Source organism: Nisaea nitritireducens (genome assembly GCF_014904795.1).
Taxonomy (GTDB): domain Bacteria; phylum Pseudomonadota; class Alphaproteobacteria; order Thalassobaculales; family Thalassobaculaceae; genus Nisaea; species Nisaea nitritireducens.
In genome coordinates, this window is record NZ_JACZFS010000071.1 from 20061 (window position 1) to 38980 (window position 18920).

General features: G+C 60.2%; 19 protein-coding genes. 14 read left to right on the top strand and 5 right to left on the bottom strand.

What is annotated here, in order from left to right; genetic code table 11:
* The first annotated feature begins 236 nt into the window (after positions 1-236).
* Positions 237-1019: a 4'-phosphopantetheinyl transferase family protein gene (locus IG629_RS20725; RefSeq protein ID WP_193173820.1), complete on the top strand. Its 783-nt coding sequence runs from the start codon at positions 237-239 to the stop codon at positions 1017-1019.
* Positions 1020-1920: 901 nt separating this feature from the next.
* Here the strand turns inward: IG629_RS20725 and IG629_RS22985 are convergent.
* The 3 genes from IG629_RS22985 to IG629_RS20740 form a co-directional block, all read right to left on the bottom strand.
* Complete coding sequence (locus IG629_RS22985) at positions 1921-3015, bottom strand: YcjF family protein (RefSeq protein ID WP_193173821.1); 1095 nt, start codon at positions 3013-3015, stop codon at positions 1921-1923.
* A gap of 281 nt (positions 3016-3296) precedes the next feature.
* Positions 3297-4493: a prohibitin family protein gene (locus tag IG629_RS20735; protein ID WP_193173822.1), complete on the bottom strand. Its 1197-nt coding sequence runs from the start codon at positions 4491-4493 to the stop codon at positions 3297-3299.
* 221 nt (positions 4494-4714) lie between these two features.
* A complete protein-coding gene (locus IG629_RS20740) occupies positions 4715-6385 on the bottom strand; it encodes a cyclic peptide export ABC transporter (protein WP_193173823.1) in 1671 nt (556 codons plus the stop codon).
* A 195-nt stretch (positions 6386-6580) separates the two neighbouring features.
* On the opposite strand from IG629_RS20740, the gene IG629_RS22750 reads away from it, so the two are divergent.
* Positions 6581-6871: a hypothetical protein gene (locus tag IG629_RS22750; RefSeq protein WP_226886991.1), complete on the top strand. Its 291-nt coding sequence runs from the start codon at positions 6581-6583 to the stop codon at positions 6869-6871.
* The gene (locus tag IG629_RS20750; RefSeq protein ID WP_193173824.1) at positions 6828-7160 is read left to right on the top strand and encodes a DHCW motif cupin fold protein; all 333 of its coding nucleotides are present in this window, start codon (positions 6828-6830) and stop codon (positions 7158-7160) included. The genes IG629_RS22750 and IG629_RS20750 overlap by 44 nt, the downstream gene beginning before the upstream one ends.
* Positions 7161-7163: 3 nt before the next feature.
* Here the strand turns inward: IG629_RS20750 and IG629_RS20755 are convergent, their stop codons facing one another.
* Positions 7164-7964: an enoyl-CoA hydratase gene (locus tag IG629_RS20755; protein WP_193173825.1), complete on the bottom strand. Its 801-nt coding sequence runs from the start codon at positions 7962-7964 to the stop codon at positions 7164-7166.
* A gap of 44 nt (positions 7965-8008) precedes the next feature.
* On the bottom strand, positions 8009-9202 hold the full coding sequence (locus IG629_RS20760) for a CaiB/BaiF CoA transferase family protein (RefSeq protein ID WP_193173826.1): 1194 nt from the start codon (positions 9200-9202) through the stop codon (positions 8009-8011).
* A gap of 408 nt (positions 9203-9610) precedes the next feature.
* On the opposite strand from IG629_RS20760, the gene ccmA reads away from it, so the two are divergent.
* From ccmA to IG629_RS20815, 11 genes are all read left to right on the top strand, one after another.
* Positions 9611-10303 (top strand): heme ABC exporter ATP-binding protein CcmA, encoded by a 693-nt coding sequence (gene ccmA / locus IG629_RS20765; protein ID WP_193173836.1) that lies wholly within the window; start codon positions 9611-9613, stop codon positions 10301-10303.
* Positions 10300-10965, top strand: coding sequence for a heme exporter protein CcmB (ccmB, locus tag IG629_RS20770; RefSeq protein WP_193173827.1), 666 nt, complete (start codon positions 10300-10302; stop codon positions 10963-10965). The genes ccmA and ccmB overlap by 4 nt, the downstream gene beginning before the upstream one ends.
* Before the next feature lie 109 nt (positions 10966-11074).
* Positions 11075-11800: a heme ABC transporter permease gene (locus IG629_RS20775; RefSeq protein ID WP_193173828.1), complete on the top strand. Its 726-nt coding sequence runs from the start codon at positions 11075-11077 to the stop codon at positions 11798-11800.
* A gap of 132 nt (positions 11801-11932) precedes the next feature.
* Positions 11933-12124: a heme exporter protein CcmD gene (gene ccmD, locus IG629_RS20780; protein ID WP_193173829.1), complete on the top strand. Its 192-nt coding sequence runs from the start codon at positions 11933-11935 to the stop codon at positions 12122-12124.
* Positions 12114-12560 carry a cytochrome c maturation protein CcmE gene (gene ccmE, locus IG629_RS20785; protein ID WP_193173830.1) on the top strand — a complete coding sequence of 149 codons (447 nt, stop codon included), beginning with the start codon at positions 12114-12116 and terminating at the stop codon, positions 12558-12560. The genes ccmD and ccmE overlap by 11 nt, the downstream gene beginning before the upstream one ends.
* Positions 12557-14551 carry a heme lyase CcmF/NrfE family subunit gene (locus IG629_RS20790; RefSeq protein WP_193173831.1) on the top strand — a complete coding sequence of 665 codons (1995 nt, stop codon included), beginning with the start codon at positions 12557-12559 and terminating at the stop codon, positions 14549-14551. Before ccmE ends, IG629_RS20790 begins: the two co-directional genes overlap by 4 nt.
* Before the next feature lies 1 nt (position 14552).
* Positions 14553-15101 (top strand): DsbE family thiol:disulfide interchange protein, encoded by a 549-nt coding sequence (locus IG629_RS20795; RefSeq protein WP_226886992.1) that lies wholly within the window; start codon positions 14553-14555, stop codon positions 15099-15101.
* Complete coding sequence (locus IG629_RS20800) at positions 15098-15580, top strand: cytochrome c-type biogenesis protein (RefSeq protein ID WP_193173832.1); 483 nt, start codon at positions 15098-15100, stop codon at positions 15578-15580. The genes IG629_RS20795 and IG629_RS20800 overlap by 4 nt, the downstream gene beginning before the upstream one ends.
* Positions 15580-17058: a c-type cytochrome biogenesis protein CcmI gene (ccmI, locus tag IG629_RS20805; protein ID WP_193173833.1), complete on the top strand. Its 1479-nt coding sequence runs from the start codon at positions 15580-15582 to the stop codon at positions 17056-17058. The genes IG629_RS20800 and ccmI overlap by 1 nt, the downstream gene beginning before the upstream one ends.
* Positions 17059-17172: 114 nt before the next feature.
* A complete protein-coding gene (locus IG629_RS20810; RefSeq protein WP_193173834.1) occupies positions 17173-17961 on the top strand; it encodes an ABC transporter ATP-binding protein in 789 nt (262 codons plus the stop codon).
* A gap of 59 nt (positions 17962-18020) precedes the next feature.
* On the top strand, positions 18021-18872 hold the full coding sequence (locus IG629_RS20815) for a transporter substrate-binding domain-containing protein (protein ID WP_193173835.1): 852 nt from the start codon (positions 18021-18023) through the stop codon (positions 18870-18872).
* Positions 18873-18920 lie beyond the last annotated feature (48 nt).

Consider the following 18920-nt stretch of genomic DNA (forward strand, 5'->3'; position numbering starts at 1 on the left):
GCTTGTTTTTCGAAATAAAGCCGGGGAAATAGCAGGCTTTCCGGCTTCTGTTCAGGAGGTTTTTCCCGCTGCGATGTTTTTTATGTGACCAATAATTGTGAGACGCGTTGCTGTTTGATGATCGCTAAAAGCACCTAAAAGTAGTAGAGTAAATTTCTACTCAATTAGAAAGCTGAACGGGACGGAGTCAAGTGACGGCTGCCGGACCGATCCAGGGGCGGGGCCGATACGTGAGGATGGATGAAGTTGAGGTCTGGGTGTCGAGGCCTGACGTGGTCGGAGGCGGACATCTCCCGGCGTTTCGCAGTGTGCTCAATGCTGAAGAGCGCGCCCGGGCCGGGTGCTTCCATTTTCCGGAGGATCAGAGGAGTTATATCTGCGCGCATGCGCTGACCAGGTGCGTCCTCGAAGCTGTATCCGGGACCCCTGCGCGGGACTTTAACTTCCGGGTTGGGCACTACGGCAAACCTGAAATCGATGAGTATCCGGAGCAGGCTCGGTTGCGCTTCAACCTCTCGCATTCACGCGGGCTGGTTTGCTGTGCGGTCAGCCGGGAGCGGGATGTTGGCATCGATGTCGAATGGGTTGGCCGCGATACTGATATCGATGGCCTGGCGCGTAAGGTTTTTGCTGCGGACGAGGTGGCTTACCTCGGGCGGCTGGAGGGCTGCGCCCGCCGCGACGCATTCTTCGCAATCTGGACGCTGAAGGAGGCGTACACGAAGGCTGTCGGGCGAGGGCTGTCTATTCCGCTGGATGGTTTTTCCGTTTGCCTTGATTCCCTGTCTCTCGTGATCGGCCAGTCATTGCTCGATGACCCGGATGCCGGAAACGGGGCGGACTGGCAGGTCCGACTGGCGCCGCCAATACCGGGATATAAGCTGGCCGTGGCGGTTCGCGCCGGTCGATCCGGCCGGATGGTCTATCGATTTCGCGAGGTCACGCCAGATGCGCTCGCGGCTCTGTGTTGCGTGCCGAAGGGGACCGGCAGAACGGGCTTCGAGCCCGCCTTTACATAGAAATTGCTGATTGTGCAGGGAGACTTAGCGGATGCGAATGGAATTGATGCGCCGATTGCCTGTTGCCTGCGGGGTGGCCTTGTTCTTGATGTGGCCTGATCCGGGCTCCGCTCGATCTGAATGCGGTGGCGGCGATATCCGATTAGCCGACGGCTTGGCGGTGTGTCCGTCGTGGAGTGAGACCGGTTGCGAAGCTGAAAAGGGTGTCCCGGGCGGGTGTGGTTCTTCGATCAGAGTATCGAGCGCCAAGTACGGCTCTGGGGATCAATGGTGTTCCGGGCTGGGGTGGGTGGCGCGTATCTGCAACGGTCGCGACACTTGTACCGTCACGCTCCCCGATGTCGGAACGCAATGGTCGAATGGCGGAGAACACGCGCTTTTGCGCCGGGAATTGATTTGTGGACCGCTCAACAAGGTTCGCAGGCTTTTGTATATCGGTTGGTATTGCAGCGATGGGGCGACGGCGTTGGATCAGCCCGAAGTCGTGGTCGGGGATGGTGGTCGCGCCACGCTTTCCTGCGCCCCACGCTGAGGTGAGTTTGAGTTTTCAGGGGGTCAGTTCGAGGTGCGTCGTGTACTGGTGATGACGAGGAACAGCAAGGTGAAAAACGGCGAGACGATATAAGACAGAATGAAAAATCCCCAAAAGCCCAGAAGCCGGTCGCGTCCATAGAGGCCGACCAATGCGCAGCTAATGAAGTAGATTATGACAAGTGTCGCGAATGTAAGTTGCGGCGGCCAAAGGTATTCCACGTTCCGCTCTCTCTCGATGACTTAACCAAAAAAAACGAGCGCGCTCGCGCATATCCTCGGGGGCATGCGCCCATCTCGACGGCTCAGGCGCTCCGCCCTAGCGCGCCCGTGGTTTTGAAGGTCACGGACGCGCCGGGCTCGAGGCCGGTTATGCGGCTTGCTGTGCGGTAGCGGCTTCAGCCTTTTCCTTGGTCGCAAGGTCATTCATGACCTTTTTGACCCTTGCCGTGGTTTCTTCAATGCTCACCGAGTCGAGGTCCTTGTTCTGCTCGAAGATGTCGGTGAAGACTGTGCCGATGGCGTAGGTCACCATCCATGAATATGTGGGCATCGCGACAAAGCCGAGCAGCTGCCCGAAGAGCGGTATGGAGCGGATCAGCCCGATGGTGCCGGTCTTCAGGGTCGTCGGGATGATGGCGCCCAGAACAGCGGAGAGCAAAGTCCGCCCGAGGTTGCCGGAGAATGGCACCTTATAAAGTTGGGCCAGCCGGCTCAGCATCATGAGCTGAACGGTAGCAAGTCCAGCAATGTCGACGACGACAAAGGGGATCACGCCGACGCCGGCTCCGATCGCGCTGTAGGTGGCGACGATCCGGTTCGCTTTAAGCCGGTCTTGCTGGAGCAATTGGGTCTTGGCCAACTCATACTTGACGAGGTGGCCTTCATCGGGTTGCCCTGCATTTGTGTTTTTGGCGTCGGTGTCTGGGTCGGGTTGTCCGGCTTGCGCGGTTTTGGCTGCGTTGCCTGCATCGGTTTGTGCGGTCATTGCTGAAACTTCCTTTCTAATGTCTCGGTCTTTGCTCGGAATGCGCTTTTCGCGATCATCCGACCTTGCCGCCGCGACGCCGGTCACGGCGGTTCCGACCTGTCCGTTGGGCTGGCCGGATTTCTCTGTCCTGGTTTTCAGTTCCTTTTGCAGCCCGTCTGCTTGTGCCTGTGACTGGCGCAGAGAGCTTTCGAGCCGCTTGAGTTCCCTGTCTCGATCGGCTGATTCCTTCTTCAGCTTCTCTTTGGTTCGGTTCGCACTCTCGACTCTCCTTTGAAGTGCTTTTGCTTCCCGGTCGCGCGCGGCTTGAGTCTCTCTCCGCGCTGCGGCTTCGGTTTCCGCTGTCTGGCGGTGCGCATTTGCCGCGTCGATCGCCTTTTTTGCATTCTGCCTTTCGCGTTCAGTGGCCTTGGTTTCCCTCTTCAGACGGGCGATTTCCCGCTTGAGGTCTTGAGTGTTGTTGGGGTCTTCGGTCACTTCGGAAGCCTCAAAACTTGATGAAGGAGCCAAATTCACTTGAATGACACGCGGTCCCAATTTTTACGGGAGGCGATATCATTAAATTCATCTTATAAGAGAATAGCATATTATTAATTGAGTAAAAACATATTTATCGAGTTGTGGATTCTTCTCGTGGTTTTCCGGGTTTTGATGTCCGGGTTGTGTGAAAATATTAGTAAAAAGAGATGGTTAGATGGGTGTGGGTGTGGGGTCGGGTTGAGTCCTCCTTCGCCTTCAGTGGAGCGTGACCGCGACTTTTAATTGAGTGGTGAATTTCGTTCGGCGGTTTTTTGTGAGGCGTTGGTTCCGGCCGGGGGGCGCGCTGTCGTCACCGAAGGGGCGCCCGCGCTTGTGCCGCTGGTTTTGTTCCGGCCGGGATCCAGATCCGCTGTGGAGCTGTTGGGAAAGATGCCGTCCCCTGTATTAGCGCGTTGCGGCGATTTCGCGGTTGGGGTGTCCGATTGCCGGCCGAGCAGCGCCTCGAGTTCAGTCCCTGGGTGTGTGCCCGGGGCGGGAGCGCCGGCATTGCCTGGGTTATTGTCGAGAGGGCCGAGAATGATCGGCAGCCCGTCTTTCCCCGAGCCGATAAGGACGATCTTGCTGTTGTTCGATAGCGCCAGCTGCAAGGTGGCATCGATACCTTTCCATCGCAGATATGCGTCCGTTATCCCGTCGCTCACGATCCTCTGAAAGGATTGGATGCCTCGGGCCTCAATGGCCTTGCGCTCACTCTCCTTGCGCTCGCGATCCAGGCGGAAATTGTATTCCTGATTGATGTGGAACTGTTCTTCCTTGCGCTCGATGGCTCTCTCGACCAGGTGAGGCAGGGTGACGCTGCGGACGGATACGTCGTGCAAATTAACGACTGGATCCGGCGCGTCGGGCAAGGGCGGCAGTTTGCGGGTTGCACGTTCTTTGGCTTCTGTCGCGATCACATCCTGTGTCACTTGCACCAATTGTTCTTTTGCGACAGCCAGGATCGCTTCTTCCACGTCTTCGCGGTTTGTGGAGTAAAGCTGGACGGGTGAATATTTTGCGGCCTCGGCCCGGGCGATGGCCCCGATCTTCGGGATCAGCACCGTGTTCAGGTAGTTCGGTCCGAGATACTTGTGCAGCAAACCGATCCGTTTGCGGGAGATCCGGAAGCGGAATGTGATGTTTGCGCCGATGGCCAGCCCATTGGCGGAAATGATGTCGTAATCCTCGCTGACCCTCTGCATACGTGCGTCATACGAGATAATCTTGTTCCAGGGCAGGATCAGACGGTTACCTTCGCGGTAGAAGCGGTTGGTTATGGTCCCGTTGTCGAACCGTTTCCATAGGACGCCGATATAGCCAGCTGGAATGGTGATCACCATGTTCGGGGTGAAATAGATCATGATGAACGCGGCGATCATGAAGGCGATGGTCACACCCGGCAGACTGCGCATCATGAAGTTTTTCAGGGCTTTCATGCTCCAAATTCCCTTATGGGCGCTCTCAGGGCGGGTATCGACTCCCGGGGCTCGATCACCGGATTTTCTTTTGCCGCCACCCGCACCTGTCTGTTTCTCACTATATGTTCATCGGCATGGGTAGTTACAACTTTTAGAGGTTATGTGATAATTTATGCAATCAAAAGGGTTTGCCTGGCCGTGGCGCGTTTTTCAGATGTCTGGCAATCCGCCGTTGCTGCTTAATGCGTTGATTCGTTCTGGGGCGAACGGGATGGCACGAGACGGCCTTCGACCATGTGTAAACAGCGGTCTGCGACGTCGAAATACTGGTCGTCATGCGTTACGGCGATGACCGTCTTGCCGTCCCGTTTCATCTCCGGCAGGAGCTCCCGGTAGAATTTCCGCCGGAACTGCGGGTCCTGGTCGGCGGCCCATTCGTCCAGGATGTAAATGGAGCGCTCCTCAAGCAGGCTGACCACAAGAGCGAGCCGTTTGCGCTGGCCGGTCGAGAGTTCGACAGTTGAAAACTCGTCGTCGATCAACTGGGTCTTGCTCTGGATTTCCATATGTTCCATCAGGCGCCGGGCTTTTTCGCCATCTCCCAGATCGACGCCATACAGGCGTTTGAAGAGGTGGAAATCGCCGAAGATGATAGAGATCAGGTTGCGATATTCATCGTAGGTCTCGGGCCCGATTTCCCGGCCGTTGACGCACATGGAGCCTGAGACCGGATAATAGAGGCCGGCGAGAATCTTGATTAATGTCGACTTGCCGGAGCCATTGCCCCCGGTGATGAAGATCAACTCGCCCTTACGGATCTTCAAATCCACCGGCCCCATAACAAAAGGATTGTCAGCCTGTAGCCCCTGATAGTGGAAGCTGACCTGTTTCAGTTCGAGTTCCTCGAAGCTCTCGCCGAGCAGGTTGGGCTGGTGATCTTCTGTTTCGCCGGCAGCCTCGGTGAGTGTTTGATCGAGACGCTTGATGTTCTCGGCCGCGGAATTGGCGTTGGCGAAGATTGCCATGAAGTTAACCAGAAAGCCGATCGGCCCGATCAGGAACAAGGTCGCCGTCGCGGTTTTGATGACGACCTCGTGGTAATCGGTGCCGACGCTATGGAAGAATTTCCCGAACTGCGGGACGAGGAAAACCATGGCGGCGACAAGGAAATAGAACATTGTCTGGGAGAGAATGAAGCTTTTGGCTATCCCCGACTGACTGTTCTTTTTCTTGTCCATCGCCTCTAGGGAAATCTGCTCCAGGTCGGCGTAGAGGGCGTCGCTGCGGGTCTTGTTCAGCCGAACTTCCTTGAATCCTTCCAGGAGGTCGGTGAGGAGGTCGAACAACCGGTTTTCCGTAACTGCTGCTTCCTGCAACTCGGCGTTCAGGCCTTTGAGGTTCTTCCCGTAGAACCAGGTTGCGGCCACGATGAAGGCTACGCATACGGCGAAAGCGATGCGGGAAAGCCAGGCGATGTAGAGCAGCGTAAAGAGAACCAGTATTGCGGACTGCGCACCAACGACGAGCGATTGCGCTGCTTGCGAGAGGGTCAGGGTATCCTTGTTGATACTGGCATAGATGAAGGAGCGTCCGATCCGCTCCAGAGGGATGAGGTCGGCGGTCCGGATTTTCTCAATCAGGCGTATCCGGATCTTATGGATGATTTCCTCTACCTCGCGGGTCGAGGAAATCATGACTGTTCGTTGGGCGACGACGTAAATTGCGACGACGATGAGAAAGATGGACAACTGATGGGTCCGTCGCTCGTCATCGAGCTCGGCAACGTCGCCCGCCGCCAGATTAATCACCGCAAGGACAAGGGCATTGGCCAGTCCGGAGATCGCAGCAAGGAAGGCGAAGCCGAACCAGGACGCGCTGGACTCTTTTCGTATCAGCTTGATCAGATCCAAAAGTTATTCCCCCAAAGATCCCGTTCGGTGTCACCCACCAGCTGTCGGGCGACCGGAGTTTGAAGGCGTCACTGATGCGTGACCGGCCCGTTGACGATGTCGGGCGACCTTCGTTTTTCTCGTAATGCGATGCGGTGATGTATTTTTTACATCGAATGAGTATAAAGATATTCATTCGGCTATACTTTTTCAATCTTGGCGGGGCTGTCTGGCAGGACGACGCCTGAAGTCATCGACCGGCTAAAGCGGATCGAGGATCTCGGTTATGAGGAGTTTTCGTTCTGGATCGACAGCGGCATGAACACGGAGCGGAAGAAGGCGTCGCTGGCGCGCTTCATCGACGAGGTGGTGTCGGCCTTTTCAGGAGAGAACCGGTGGCCGTTGTCAGGCGTCTTGCACCTGCATAAGGTTCCGGCTCTCTCCTGCCACCGGAAAACCGACCATGAAAATCCCCGCACTGCCGTTCACCGTCACCGACTGGTCTGAGGTCACGGAAACCAGACATCCCGGCGAAACAGGCGAAGCCATCTGGCGGACGATGGAAATCGGCGATATCCGCATCCGGCAGGTCGAATACTCACCGGGCTACCTGGCCGATCATTGGTGCGACCGGGGGCATATTCTCTATGTGCTGGAAGGCGAGTTGGTCTCCGAGCTGAAGGACGGCCGCAAGACCATTATGACTGCGGGCATGTCCTATCAGGTCTCGGACTTCGGAGACGCGGCGCACCGGTCCTCGACGGCGACCGGCGCCAAGCTATTCATCGTGGATTAGCCGTTACCGCCCCTTAAACTCCGGCTTCCGCTTCTCCATGAACGCCGTCCGGCCCTCGACGTAATCCTCGCTCTCCATGCATTTCAGGACCAGCGCCTCGCAGGAGGCTGCATCCTGCTCGTCTTCTGGTTTCTCCAGCTCGATCAGTGCGCGTTTTGCCGTCTGGATCGCGAGGGGGGCGTTTTCGGAGATACGGGAAAGCAGGTCCTCGACATGTTTGTCGAGCTCCGCGTCGGGCAGCACCCGGTTCACGAGGCCCATCATCACCGCTTCCTGTGCGGAGAACCGGCGGGCGGTGTAGAAGATTTCGGCGGCGAAGGCGGGGCCGGTGAGGGTGCGCAGGCGGCGGATGCCGTCCATGGCGTAGCCGATGCCAAGTTTCGCGGCGGGGACGGAGAAGCTGGATTTCTCCGAGCAGATCCGGATGTCGCATTCGATGGCGATGGCAAGGCCGCCGCCGATACAGAAGCCGTCGATCCTGGCGATGGTCGGTTTTTCCAGATCCCGCATCACCTGCTGGAAGCGGGCGACGGCGCGGTCATAGGCTTCAACCGCTTCCCGGCTGGCCCGCTCGTCCCCGAACTTGGAGATATCTGCCCCGGCAACGAAGGCTTCGGAGCCCGCCCCTGTCAGCAGGATTGCGCGGATATTGTCATCCCGCCCGAATGCCTCCAGCAGCTCCGCCCCATGGGTCCACATTTCCAGAGACATGGCATTGTGGCGGGCCGGGTTGTTGAAGATCAGGCGGGCGACGCCTCCCTTGAACTCGGTCAGGATCGGTTGCGGCGCGGTGCTGGCAGGCATGGGGCGGGTCCGTTTCGTGTCGACTGTTAGCGTGCGGATATGCGTCAGATGACCTGGCGGTCGCGCAGGGCCTGGATTTCCTCGGCGCTCATGCCGATGCCGCCCAGGATCTCATCCGTATGCTCGCCATAGGCGGGCGGTGCGGCGGCGAAGGTGCTGGGCGTCCGCGAGAGGGTGATCGGCTGGGCGACCAGATCGATATCGCCATGCTCATCCGAATGCACGGTTTTCTGCATGCCGAGATGTTTGACCTGCGGATCGGCGAATGTCTGGTCGATGGTATAGATCGGGCCTGCCGGGACGCCTTCCTTGTTGAACAGGTCGACCCAGTGTTTCGTGCTCTCGGTTGCGAGCACGTCCTGGATGATGGCGTTCAACGTGTCCCGGTTTTCAGAGCGTGACGGCGCGGTCTTGTAATCCGGATTGTCCGGCAAGTCCTCGCGGCCGATGACGGCGCAGAACCGAGTCCAGATCTTCTCCCCTGAGACCGCAATGTTCATGTAGCCGTCGCTGGTCTGGAACACGCCGGTCGGGATGCTGGTCGGGTGGTTGTTCCCGGCCTGCTTGGCAACCTCTCCGCTCATGGTCCAGCGCGAGGCCTGGAAGTCGAGCATGAAGATTTGCGCCTGCAGGAGAGAGGTGTGGACCCACTGGCCCTTGCCGGAGGCTTCGCGCTCCAGCAGGGCGACCATGATGCCCTGGGAGGCGAAAATACCGGCGGTCAGGTCTGCCACCGGAATGCCGACCCGCATCGGGCCCTCGCCCGGGGCGCCGGTGATCGACATCAGACCGCCCATGCCCTGCGCGATCTGGTCGAAGCCGGGGCGCTTGGCATAGGGGCCGTCCTGGCCGAAGCCGGAGATCGAGGCGTAGACCAGGCCGGGATTGTCCTTCGCCAGCGTTTCGTAATCGATGCCGAGGCGCTGCTTCACGTCGGGCCGGAAATTCTCGACGATGACATCGGCGGTCTTCGCCAGTTTCTTGAAGAGTGCGAGGCCTTCTGCGTCCTTCAGGTTCAGGGTCATCGCCCGCTTGTTGCGATGCAGGTTCTGGAAGTCGGAGCCGCTGCGGGCGCCACCGAGCTGGTTGCCGGCCTCCATTGCCTCGGGCAACTCGACCTTGATGACATTGGCGCCCCAGTCGGCGAGCTGGCGTACGCAGGTCGGCCCGGAGCGGACACGCGTCAGGTCGAGCACAGTGAAACGGGAGAGCGCTTCGGAGGCATGGATGGCGGGCATTGTTTACTCCCTGAGATCAGAATTTTTTATCGTTGTGTTCATTGGACGCGCGACTATTTCATCAGGTCGCTACGAGCGGGATAGAGCGGGCAGGATAGAGTGGATCAAAAAATACACTCCATGGTCTCGAAATCACCAGAAAGGTTCCTATATTTTTCATATACCGGCAGTCCCCGGTAAACCGACTTGACGGACAGTCCGTCGAGAACTGGTCCCCTTCTCCGGCTCTTTAGCGAGGGCCGGGAACTGAAAAAGCGGCGCCACGTTCCCCTCCCCCCCAGAACGGCGCCGCTTTCTTTATGCGAAATCCGGAAGCCATCTTGAGAGCACCTTGTGTCATCTTACCGCGTTGAGGCGGACGACGAGCTCCCCTATGGTGTTCGCGTCAGGTGCGAGGGCGTTGCTTTCATGGAAGTTTTCGGTAATCACCGGTTCGAGGGCAGGGGCCTCGGCTGCCAGAGAGGCGGCCGCCTTGTATTCGACCGACTGGATTTCACACTCGCCTCCGGTGGGGTGCTGATCCTGAAAGGCCCGAACGGCAGCGGGAAATCCAGCCTGTTGCGAACCATGGCGACGCTGGTCCGCCCGGCACGCGGTGATCTGATCTGGGACGGCGCGCCGGTGGCCGACGATCCGCAAGCCCATGCCGGGATGTTGCATTATGTCGGCCACGCGGATGCGGCAAAGCCTGCGATGACGGCGGAAGAACTTCTCACATTCTGGTCCGGTATGCGTGGCGCTAACGGTATTTCCGTGGCGGCGGCGCTGGAGCGTTTCGGCATCGGGCACCGCGCGGATTTCCCGGCGCGGTATCTTTCCTCTGGTCAGAAGCGGCGTCTGGCGTTGGCCCGTTTGCTGGTTAGCGAAGCACCGCTCTGGATTCTCGACGAGCCGACGGTGGGACTGGACGTGGACGGGGTCGCGGCATTGGAAGAGGCGATTGCAGGGCACAGGAGCCGCGGCGGCATGATCGTGGCCGCCACTCACATCCGCTTCGAGGCTGGGGAAAGTGTCTCTGAACTCGATCTTTCGGAATTCGCCCCGTCCGCGGTGGATCTCGCGGAAGCCTACAGTGCGCTCGGCGCGGTCATGGCATCATGAAGTCCTTTCTCGTCCTCGTTCGCCGGGATCTCTCACTGGCTCTCCGTCAGGGCAGCGATGCCGCCATGGCGCTGATGTTCTTCGTCATCGTGGTCACTTTGTTTCCGCTCGGCGTCGGCCCGGAACCCGGTGTGCTGGAGCGGATTTCATCCGGCATCGTCTGGGTCGCGGCGCTGCTCGCGGCGATGCTCTCCCTCGATCGGTTGTTCCAGGCCGATTACGATGACGGCTCGCTGGAGCTGATGCTGCTGACGCCGGTGCCGCTGGAACTGTTGGTGCTGGCGAAGTGCCTCGCGCACTGGCTGACTACCGGGCTGCCGATGTTGCTGATTGCGCCGCTGCTCGGGATCTTCATGAACATGCATACCGACGCCTTCCCGGTGCTGCTGGCCAGTATGGCTCTGGGCACGCCGGTCTTGAGCCTGCTCGGCGGTGTCGGTGCGGCGTTGGTTCTGGGGGCCCGGCGGGCAGGAACGCTGGTCGCCCTGCTGGTACTGCCTTTGACCATTCCGCTGCTGATCTTTGGCGTTTCCGCTGTTGAGGCGGCTGTCACCGGGCAGTCGGCCAAGGCGCAGCTCCTGATCCTCGGGGCCATGCTTATGGCCTGCCTGCCGCTTGCGCCCTGGGCAACGGCAGCGGCGCTCAGACAAGCGGCAGGTTGATGTTTTCCGGCGGTTGGTGTTCAAACATGTCTGCGGACGGAAAAAGACGGGGCCTGACCCCGCGGCCGGACCGCTCCATGCCGGTATGGCATTCGGAGGATATGCTCGGATGAACTGGTTTCACTGGCTTGCCAACCCGGCGCGCTTTATGCGCTTCGCCGCTCGGCTGCAGCCCTGGATCATGGCGCTCGGTCTATTGACTGGTGCCGCGGGTTTGTATTTTGGGTTGTTCGCCTCGCCGGCGGATTACCAGCAGGGCGAGACGGTGCGCATCATGTATGTGCATGTGCCGTCCGCGTGGATGGCGATGTTCATCTATGTGGTGATGGCCGCTGCGGCGGGAAGTTTCCTGATCTGGAAGCACCCGCTGGCCGATGTGGCGGCCCAGGCGGCGGCGCCGGTCGGTGCGGGTTTTACCCTGATGGCGCTGATCACCGGTGCGCTATGGGGGCAGCCGATGTGGGGCACCTGGTGGGTCTGGGATGCCCGGCTGACCTCGGTGCTGATCCTGTTCTTCCTTTATCTCGGCTATATCGCGCTGGTGAATGCCTTCGACGATCCGGAGCGCGGCTCGAAGGCCGGGGCCATCTTGCTGCTGGTCGGGGTGGTGAATATCCCGATCATCAAGTTCTCCGTCGATTGGTGGAACACATTGCATCAGCCTGCGAGTGTGGCGCGGATGGACGGGCCGTCCGTCGATCCGTCAATGCTGTTGCCACTGCTGCTGATGGCCGGCGCCTTCAAGTTGTACTTTCTGTATCTCTTGATTGTGCGCATGCGCGGCGAGCTGACGGCCCGGCGCATTCGATTGTTGCGTCTGTCCGACATTGCTTGAAGTCGGCGCGGGATTGGCCACGTAGTGATCAGACCGCGACTTCACGTCGCTTTGACCGGGTTTGGAATTAATTTAAATTCCAGGTGTTGATGAACGGTTTGCTGGAGCAAGGCCATTCAGGAATTTCTCGAAATGGGCGGATATGCTGCCTACATCTGGTCGTCCTACGGGGTGGTCGTGGCAGTGCTCGCCGTGATGCTGGTCTCTTCCATCCTTGGCGTGAGGGCGCGCGAGCGCGAGTTGTCCGCTCTGGAGGAACGGGTTGGTCCCAGGCGCCAGCGCCGTCAGCAATCCGGCCTGAAGGATGCGCACCATGACGCCTAAACGCCGCCGTTTATCCATCGTTCTGATCGGTCTTGCCATGCTCGGCACGGCGGCCGCGCTTGTGCTGACCGCGTTCGAGGACAATCTCGTCTTCTTCTTCAGCCCGACGGACATTGCGGAAAAGGGCGTCGGCCCGGACCGGCGTATCCGGATCGGCGGCATGGTCGAGGACGGTAGCTGGCAGAAATACGAGGAGGGGCTCCGCTCCGAATTCGTCGTCACCGATTTCCAGAATGCTGTGAAAGTCGTTTATCGCGGCTCGCTTCCGGACCTTTTCCGGGAAGGGCAGGGCGTGGTGGCTGAAGGCAAATTCAACGGCACCGTTTTCACGGCAAGCGAAGTGCTGGCCAAGCATGACGAGAATTACATGCCGCGCGAGGTTGCCGATGCTTTGAAAAAATCCGGCCGCTGGAAAGAAGGGGAGGAGGCGAAATGATCGCCGAGATCGGGCATTACGCCCTTGTGCTCGCCTTCTTCGTCGCGATCGCCCAGGTCGTCGTTCCGCTTTACGGCGCGGCCAGACGCGACACCGCCCTGATGGGCTTTGCGGCCCCCGCCGCCTCCGCCCAGTTCCTGTGTATCGCGATAGCCTTCGGCGCGTTGATGCATGCCTATATCACTTCGGACTTCTCGGTCGCCAATGTGGCGCAGAATTCCCACAGTCTGAAGCCGTTGCTCTACAAGATCTCCGGCGTCTGGGGGAACCACGAGGGTTCTATGGTTTTCTGGGTGCTGATCCTGGCCCTGTTCGGCTTTGCGGTCGCCGCCTTTGGTCGGCAATTGCCGGATTCTCTGAAGGCCCGCGTGATTTCTATCCAGGGGCTGATCGGGCTCGCCTTTCTCGCTTTCATTCTGCTGACCTCGAACCCGTTCGAACGGCTCGATCCGGCGCCGCTCGACGGTCGCGACCTCAACCCGCTGCTGCAGGACCCCGGTCTCGCCTTCCATCCGCCGATGCTCTACATCGGCTATGTCGGCTTCTCGCTGGCCTTTTCCTTCGCCATGGCGGCGCTGATCGAAGGCCGGGTCGATCCGGCTTGGGCCCGGTGGGTTCGGCCCTGGACTCTCGCTGCCTGGACCTTTCTGACCGCCGGCATCACGCTCGGCAGCTGGTGGGCCTATTACGAGCTTGGCTGGGGCGGCTGGTGGTTCTGGGACCCGGTCGAGAATGCCAGTTTCATGCCCTGGCTCGCTGGCACGGCGCTGCTGCATTCCGCGATCGTGGTGGAGAAACGCGACGCGCTGAAGGCATGGACCATCCTGCTCGCCATCATCACATTCTCGCTTAGCCTGATGGGCACGTTCCTGGTGCGCTCCGGCATCCTGACATCGGTGCATGCCTTCGCTGTCGATCCCGAGCGCGGTCTCTTCATCCTCGGCATCCTGATCGTCGCGGTTGGTGGCTCGCTCACGCTCTTTGCTGTCCGCGCGCCAGCGCTGAAGGCCGGTGGCCTGTTCGCCCCGGTCAGCCGGGAAGGCGGGCTGGTGCTGAACAACCTGATCCTCAGCGTGGCGACGGTAACCGTCTTTATCGGCACGCTCTATCCGCTGTTCCTCGATGCGATGACCGGAGACAAGGTCTCTGTCGGGGCGCCTTTCTTCAATGCGACCTTCGTGCCGGTGATGATCCCGTTGCTGGTTCTGCTGGCTATTGGCCCGCTGTTGCCCTGGAAGCGCGGCAATCTCCGTGCTGCGGTCGAGAAGCTTTGGGTCAGCGCGCTTTTCACAGTGGTCGTTGCCGGCGGCATTCTGGTCCTGGAAAAAGGCGCGCCCCTGGCGCCGGTGCTCGGCTTTGGCTTCGCCGCCTGGGTGGCGGGCGGCGTGGTGACCGAGCTGACCGAACGGATCCGCCTGTTCCGGATACCTCTCGGCGACAGTCTCAGGCGTCTCTTCAACCTTCCCGGTGCGGCCTATGGCATGAGCCTCGCCCATCTTGGCATGGCGGTGTTTATCTGCGGCGCTACAGGCGAGATGAACTGGACCCGGGAGCTGGTTGCAACAGCCCGGGCGGGCGATACCTTGACCCTGGGCCAGTACGAACTGGTGTTGGAAAAGGTCGAGCGCAGTCAGGGACCGAACTATTTCCGCGACATGGCGACGCTGAATGTCAGCAAGGATGGCGTGCCATACGCCACCCTGCATCCCGAGCGGCGGCTCTACCCGGTCCAGCAGATGCCGACGACCGAAGCGGCCATCCGCTCCGGCATTTCCGGCGATCTCTATGTCGCCATCGGTGAAGGCAGTGACCTGGGCGGCTATATCGTCCGGGTCTGGGTCAAGCCGCTGGTGCCGTGGATCTGGGCCGGCGCCATGATGATGGTTCTTGGTGGGTTGTTCTCCCTGTCGGACCGGCGCTTGCGCATAGGTGCGCCGAAACGCTCAAGGCGTCGTCCGGCCGCTCCTGCCGTGACGGAGGCGGGAGACTGAGATGCTGAACCGGCTGCTCTTCCTCCTGCCGCTGCTGATCTTCGCGGTGATCGCCGGTTATTTCACCGTGCCGATCCTGACCAAGAAAGACCCGCATCTGCTACCGTCCGTCATGATCGACAAGCCGGCGCCGCCGCATGATCTAGGACCCCTGCTTGAGGACAAGCCCGGGGTCGGCCCGGAGGCGCTTCGGGGCGAAGTGAAGCTGGTCAATTTCTTTGCTTCCTGGTGCGGACCCTGCCGGGTCGAGCATCCGATCCTGATGCGGCTTGCCGCCGAGACCGATCTGCCGCTTGTCGGTATCAACTATAAGGATCAGCGGGACGCGGCCTTGGTCTGGCTGCGTGAGCTGGGTGACCCGTTTGGCCGGATTGGTGTTGACGGGGACGGCCGCGCGGCCATCGATTGGGGCGTCTACGGTGTTCCGGAAACCTATGTCGTCGATGCGAGCGGGCATATCCGCTACCGGCATGTCGGCCCTTTGACCGCTCAAGCCCTGAAGGAGACGATCTTGCCGATGGTCGAGCAATTGAAGGCGGCCAAAGGATGATCCGTTCCATCATCCTGGCATTGGTTCTCGTCGTTCTGAGCATGCCTGCTTTTGCGGTGGAGCCGGGGGAAATGCTGAAAGACCCGGCCCTCGAGGCCCGGGCACGTGAACTCAGCAAGGAAGTCCGTTGCCTCGTCTGTCAGAACCAGTCGATTGACGACAGCAATGCCGGGCTGGCCAAAGACCTCCGGGTGATCTTGCGGGAACGTCTCGTCGCCGGTGACAGCGACAGCGAGATCAAGACCTTTCTGGTCGAGCGTTATGGCGATTTCGTGCTGCTGAAGCCCCCGGTCAAGGCGGAGACATTGTTCCTCTGGTACGGGCCGTTCGCCATCGGCGTTCTGGGCGCTATCGGCGTTGCCGTGTTCCTCCTGCGGCGGCGGGATGGCGGTGGCGATGAGGCCGTGCCGATGCCCTTGAGCGACGATGAGCGCAAGCGGATCGACGCACTGATGTCTGAACAGGATCGGAAAGCCTGATGATCTTTTGGGTTTTTGCCGGAGTTCTGACATTCGGCATCGTTTTGCTTCTGCTCTGGCCAGTTCTTTCCGCCGGGACCGATGAGGAGAACGGCGAAGGAGCGGGCGAGGAAGCGCTGGCGGTTTATCGTGACCAGTTGCAGGAATTGGAGCGGGATCTCGATGTTGGCCGTCTCGGCGCCGAGGACTTCGAGGCCGCAAAGCTTGAGGTCGAGCGCCGCATGCTGGCAGCAGCGGCGGAGCAGGAGAAATCCGCGGCCGCATCGCCACAATCGGTCCGCAAGCGCCGGTTGGCGGCGTCCGTATTGGTCATCTTCGCGGTCCCTGCCGGAGCGCTTCTGACCTATGTCTCCGTTGGCAGCCCCGGCATGCGGGATCTGCCCCTGACCGCGCGCACCGATGGTGCGGGAACCCGGACTCTTGCGGGGAGCACCGGCAGTCAGGCAACGGGCCAAGAGCGTGCAAACGGCGCTCAGCAAGAACAGCCTGGCGTTTCGGAGATGATCACAGGGCTGCAGGCCAAGCTGGAGAACAATCCGGACGATGCCGATGGCTGGGCGCTGTTGGGCCGCTCCTACATGGTGACAGAACGCTATCGCGATGCCGTCGATGCCTATGCGAAGGCGATCGCGCTGACGCCGGACAATCTTCAGCTCATTGCGGCGCGCGGCGAAGCGCTGGTGCTCGCCGCTGACGGCGTGGTGCCGCCTGCTGCCGTCGAGGATTTCCGCGCCGTCAATTTGAAGCAACCTCTGGAGCCGCGCGCCCGCTACTACCTTGGGCTCGCCCGCAGTCAGGCCGCGGACGCAGCCGGTGCGCTGAAATGGTGGATCGCACTGGAAGCGGACACGCCGCCCGGCGCTCCCTGGGAAGCATTGGTGACCCAGCGGATTGACGAGATCGGGACGGAAGCCGGTATCGATGTGGCATCTCTCAGAGAGGCCGAACGGGAGAGCCGCCCCGAAAGCCCGGCTCCTGCATCGGTGCCGGGGCCGAGTGCGGATGACGTGGCCGCGGCGCAGGACATGACCGCCGAAGACCGTTCCGCGATGATCCAGTCCATGGTCGACCGTCTGGCCGACCGTCTTCAGGAGGAGCCGGACGATCTCGACGGCTGGCTCCGTCTCGCCCGTGCCTATGGCGTGCTCGGCAAGACCAAAGAAGCGATCAACGCGCAGGCGAATGCGGCACGGCTGGCGCCGGACGATCTGAACATCCAGCTTTCATATGCCCGCGCTTTGTTCCCGCCGGGCACGCCTGAGACCGGCATGACGGAAGAGTTTGTCTCGCTGGTTGGACATATCCGTGAGCTGGCGCCGAATAACCCGGACAGTCTCTTTTATGGTGGGCTCGTCGCATACAGGAAGGGCGATGCTGCAACTGCGAAGGCGCTCTGGAGCGATCTGCTGGCTTTGATCGGCCCCGATGCGCCCGCACGCGGAATGCTGGAAGCCCGGATCAAGGCGCTCGGCGGATAGGTGAAAACTGCACGGTTCAGTGCAATTTTCATGGCGTTTCCGTGACATTAATCTTGCCGGTTTCTGATTGACCATTATGCTGCGCATGTCCGTTACGGTAGGGATTGCGTCAATATGGCAGTAGCGCATGCGCCGGACTCTGCGTCCGAGGCGCTGGTCGTTCAGGACCTGCACAAGAGCTTCGCCGGCCTGGAGGTCCTCAAGGGAGTTTCTCTTGAAGCCCGGCAGGGCGATGTGATTTCCATGATCGGCTCTTCAGGTTCCGGCAAGAGCACTTTTTTGCGCTGCATCAATCTGCTTGAAATCCCTGATCGGGGCATTGTGTCCGTCAATGGCGAAACCATCGCCATGAAACCCGGTCCGGATGGCACCCAGATCCCGGCCGACAACCGCCAGGTCGACCGCATTCGCTCCCGTCTTTCCATGGTGTTCCAGAGTTTCAACCTGTGGACCCATATGACGGTGCTTGAAAACGTCATTGAGGCGCCGATCCACGTCCTGAAGGTGCCGCGCGAAGAGGCTATCGCCCGCGCCGAAGGTTTGCTTCAGAAGGTCGGAATCGCGGACAAACGGGACCAGTATCCGAGCCATCTTTCCGGCGGTCAGCAGCAGCGTTGCGCGATAGCGCGTGCGCTGGCGATGGAACCTCAGGTGATGCTGTTCGACGAGCCGACATCCGCGCTCGACCCGGAGCTGGTCGGCGAGGTGCTGCTGGTGATGCGCCAGCTGGCCGAGGAAGGCCGGACCATGATCATTGTTACCCATGAAATCGATTTCGCTCGCGAGGTCTCGAACGAGGTGGTCTTCCTGCACGAGGGGCGTGTGGAAGAAATTGGACCGCCTGAACTGGTGTTCGACAACCCGCGATCGGAGCGCTGCCGTCAGTTCGTGAAACGAAACTGATCGGGGCAGCAACAGCAACCGCAGGGAACTAAACCGGATTCAAACTGGGAGCCTAAATAATGAAACGTTTTCTGACAGCTCTGGCCCTCGCGTCCATCGCTTTTAGCGGTGCCGCGGATGCCAAGGATTTCAAGGCGGGCAGCAAGGTCCGCATTGCCACTGAGGGCGCCTACGCGCCGTGGAACTTCACCGACAGCTCCGGCAAGCTCGCGGGCTTTGAGGTCGACCTCTATGCCGATCTGTGCGAGCGCATGAGCGTTCAGTGCGATCTGGTGCAGACGGCCTGGGAAGGCATCATTCCTGCGCTCCAGGCGGGCAAGTTCGACGCCATCATGGCCGGTATGTCCATCACCGACAAACGCAAGAAAGTCATCACCTTCTCGCGCTCCTACATGGGCTCCCCGGCATCCTTCGTGGTCGTCAAATCAAGCCTGCTGGCAAGCCTGAGCGCCGGTCTTGACGCGCTGACCCTTGCCGATGTCGATGCCAAGGAAAAGGCAGGTCTGGACTCGATGAAAGCAGCCCTCAAGGGCAAGACCATCGGCGTGCAGATCTCCACCACGCACGAGAATTTCCTGAACGAGTATATGGGCGACACGGTCACCGTGAAGACCTATGACACTCAGGAGAATCTGGATCTGGATCTCGTCGCTGGCCGGATCGATGCCGCACTGGCATCGCTTTCCTACTGGGTGCCGCTGCTCGAAGGCGAGAAGGGCAAGACCATGGCGATGGTTGGCCCGAAGATGGACGGTGGCCCGTTCGGTAACGGCGTCGGCGCGGGTATCCGTCAGGATGACCAGGAACTGGCCGACATGTTCACCAAGGCGATTGATGAAGCGCGCGCCGACGGCACGATCTCGAAGCTCTCCACCCAGTGGTTCGGCTTCGACGGCACGCCGAAAGAATGATCGGCATCTGCTGATCCCAGAACAATGCACGCGGCCGCCCCCGGGCGG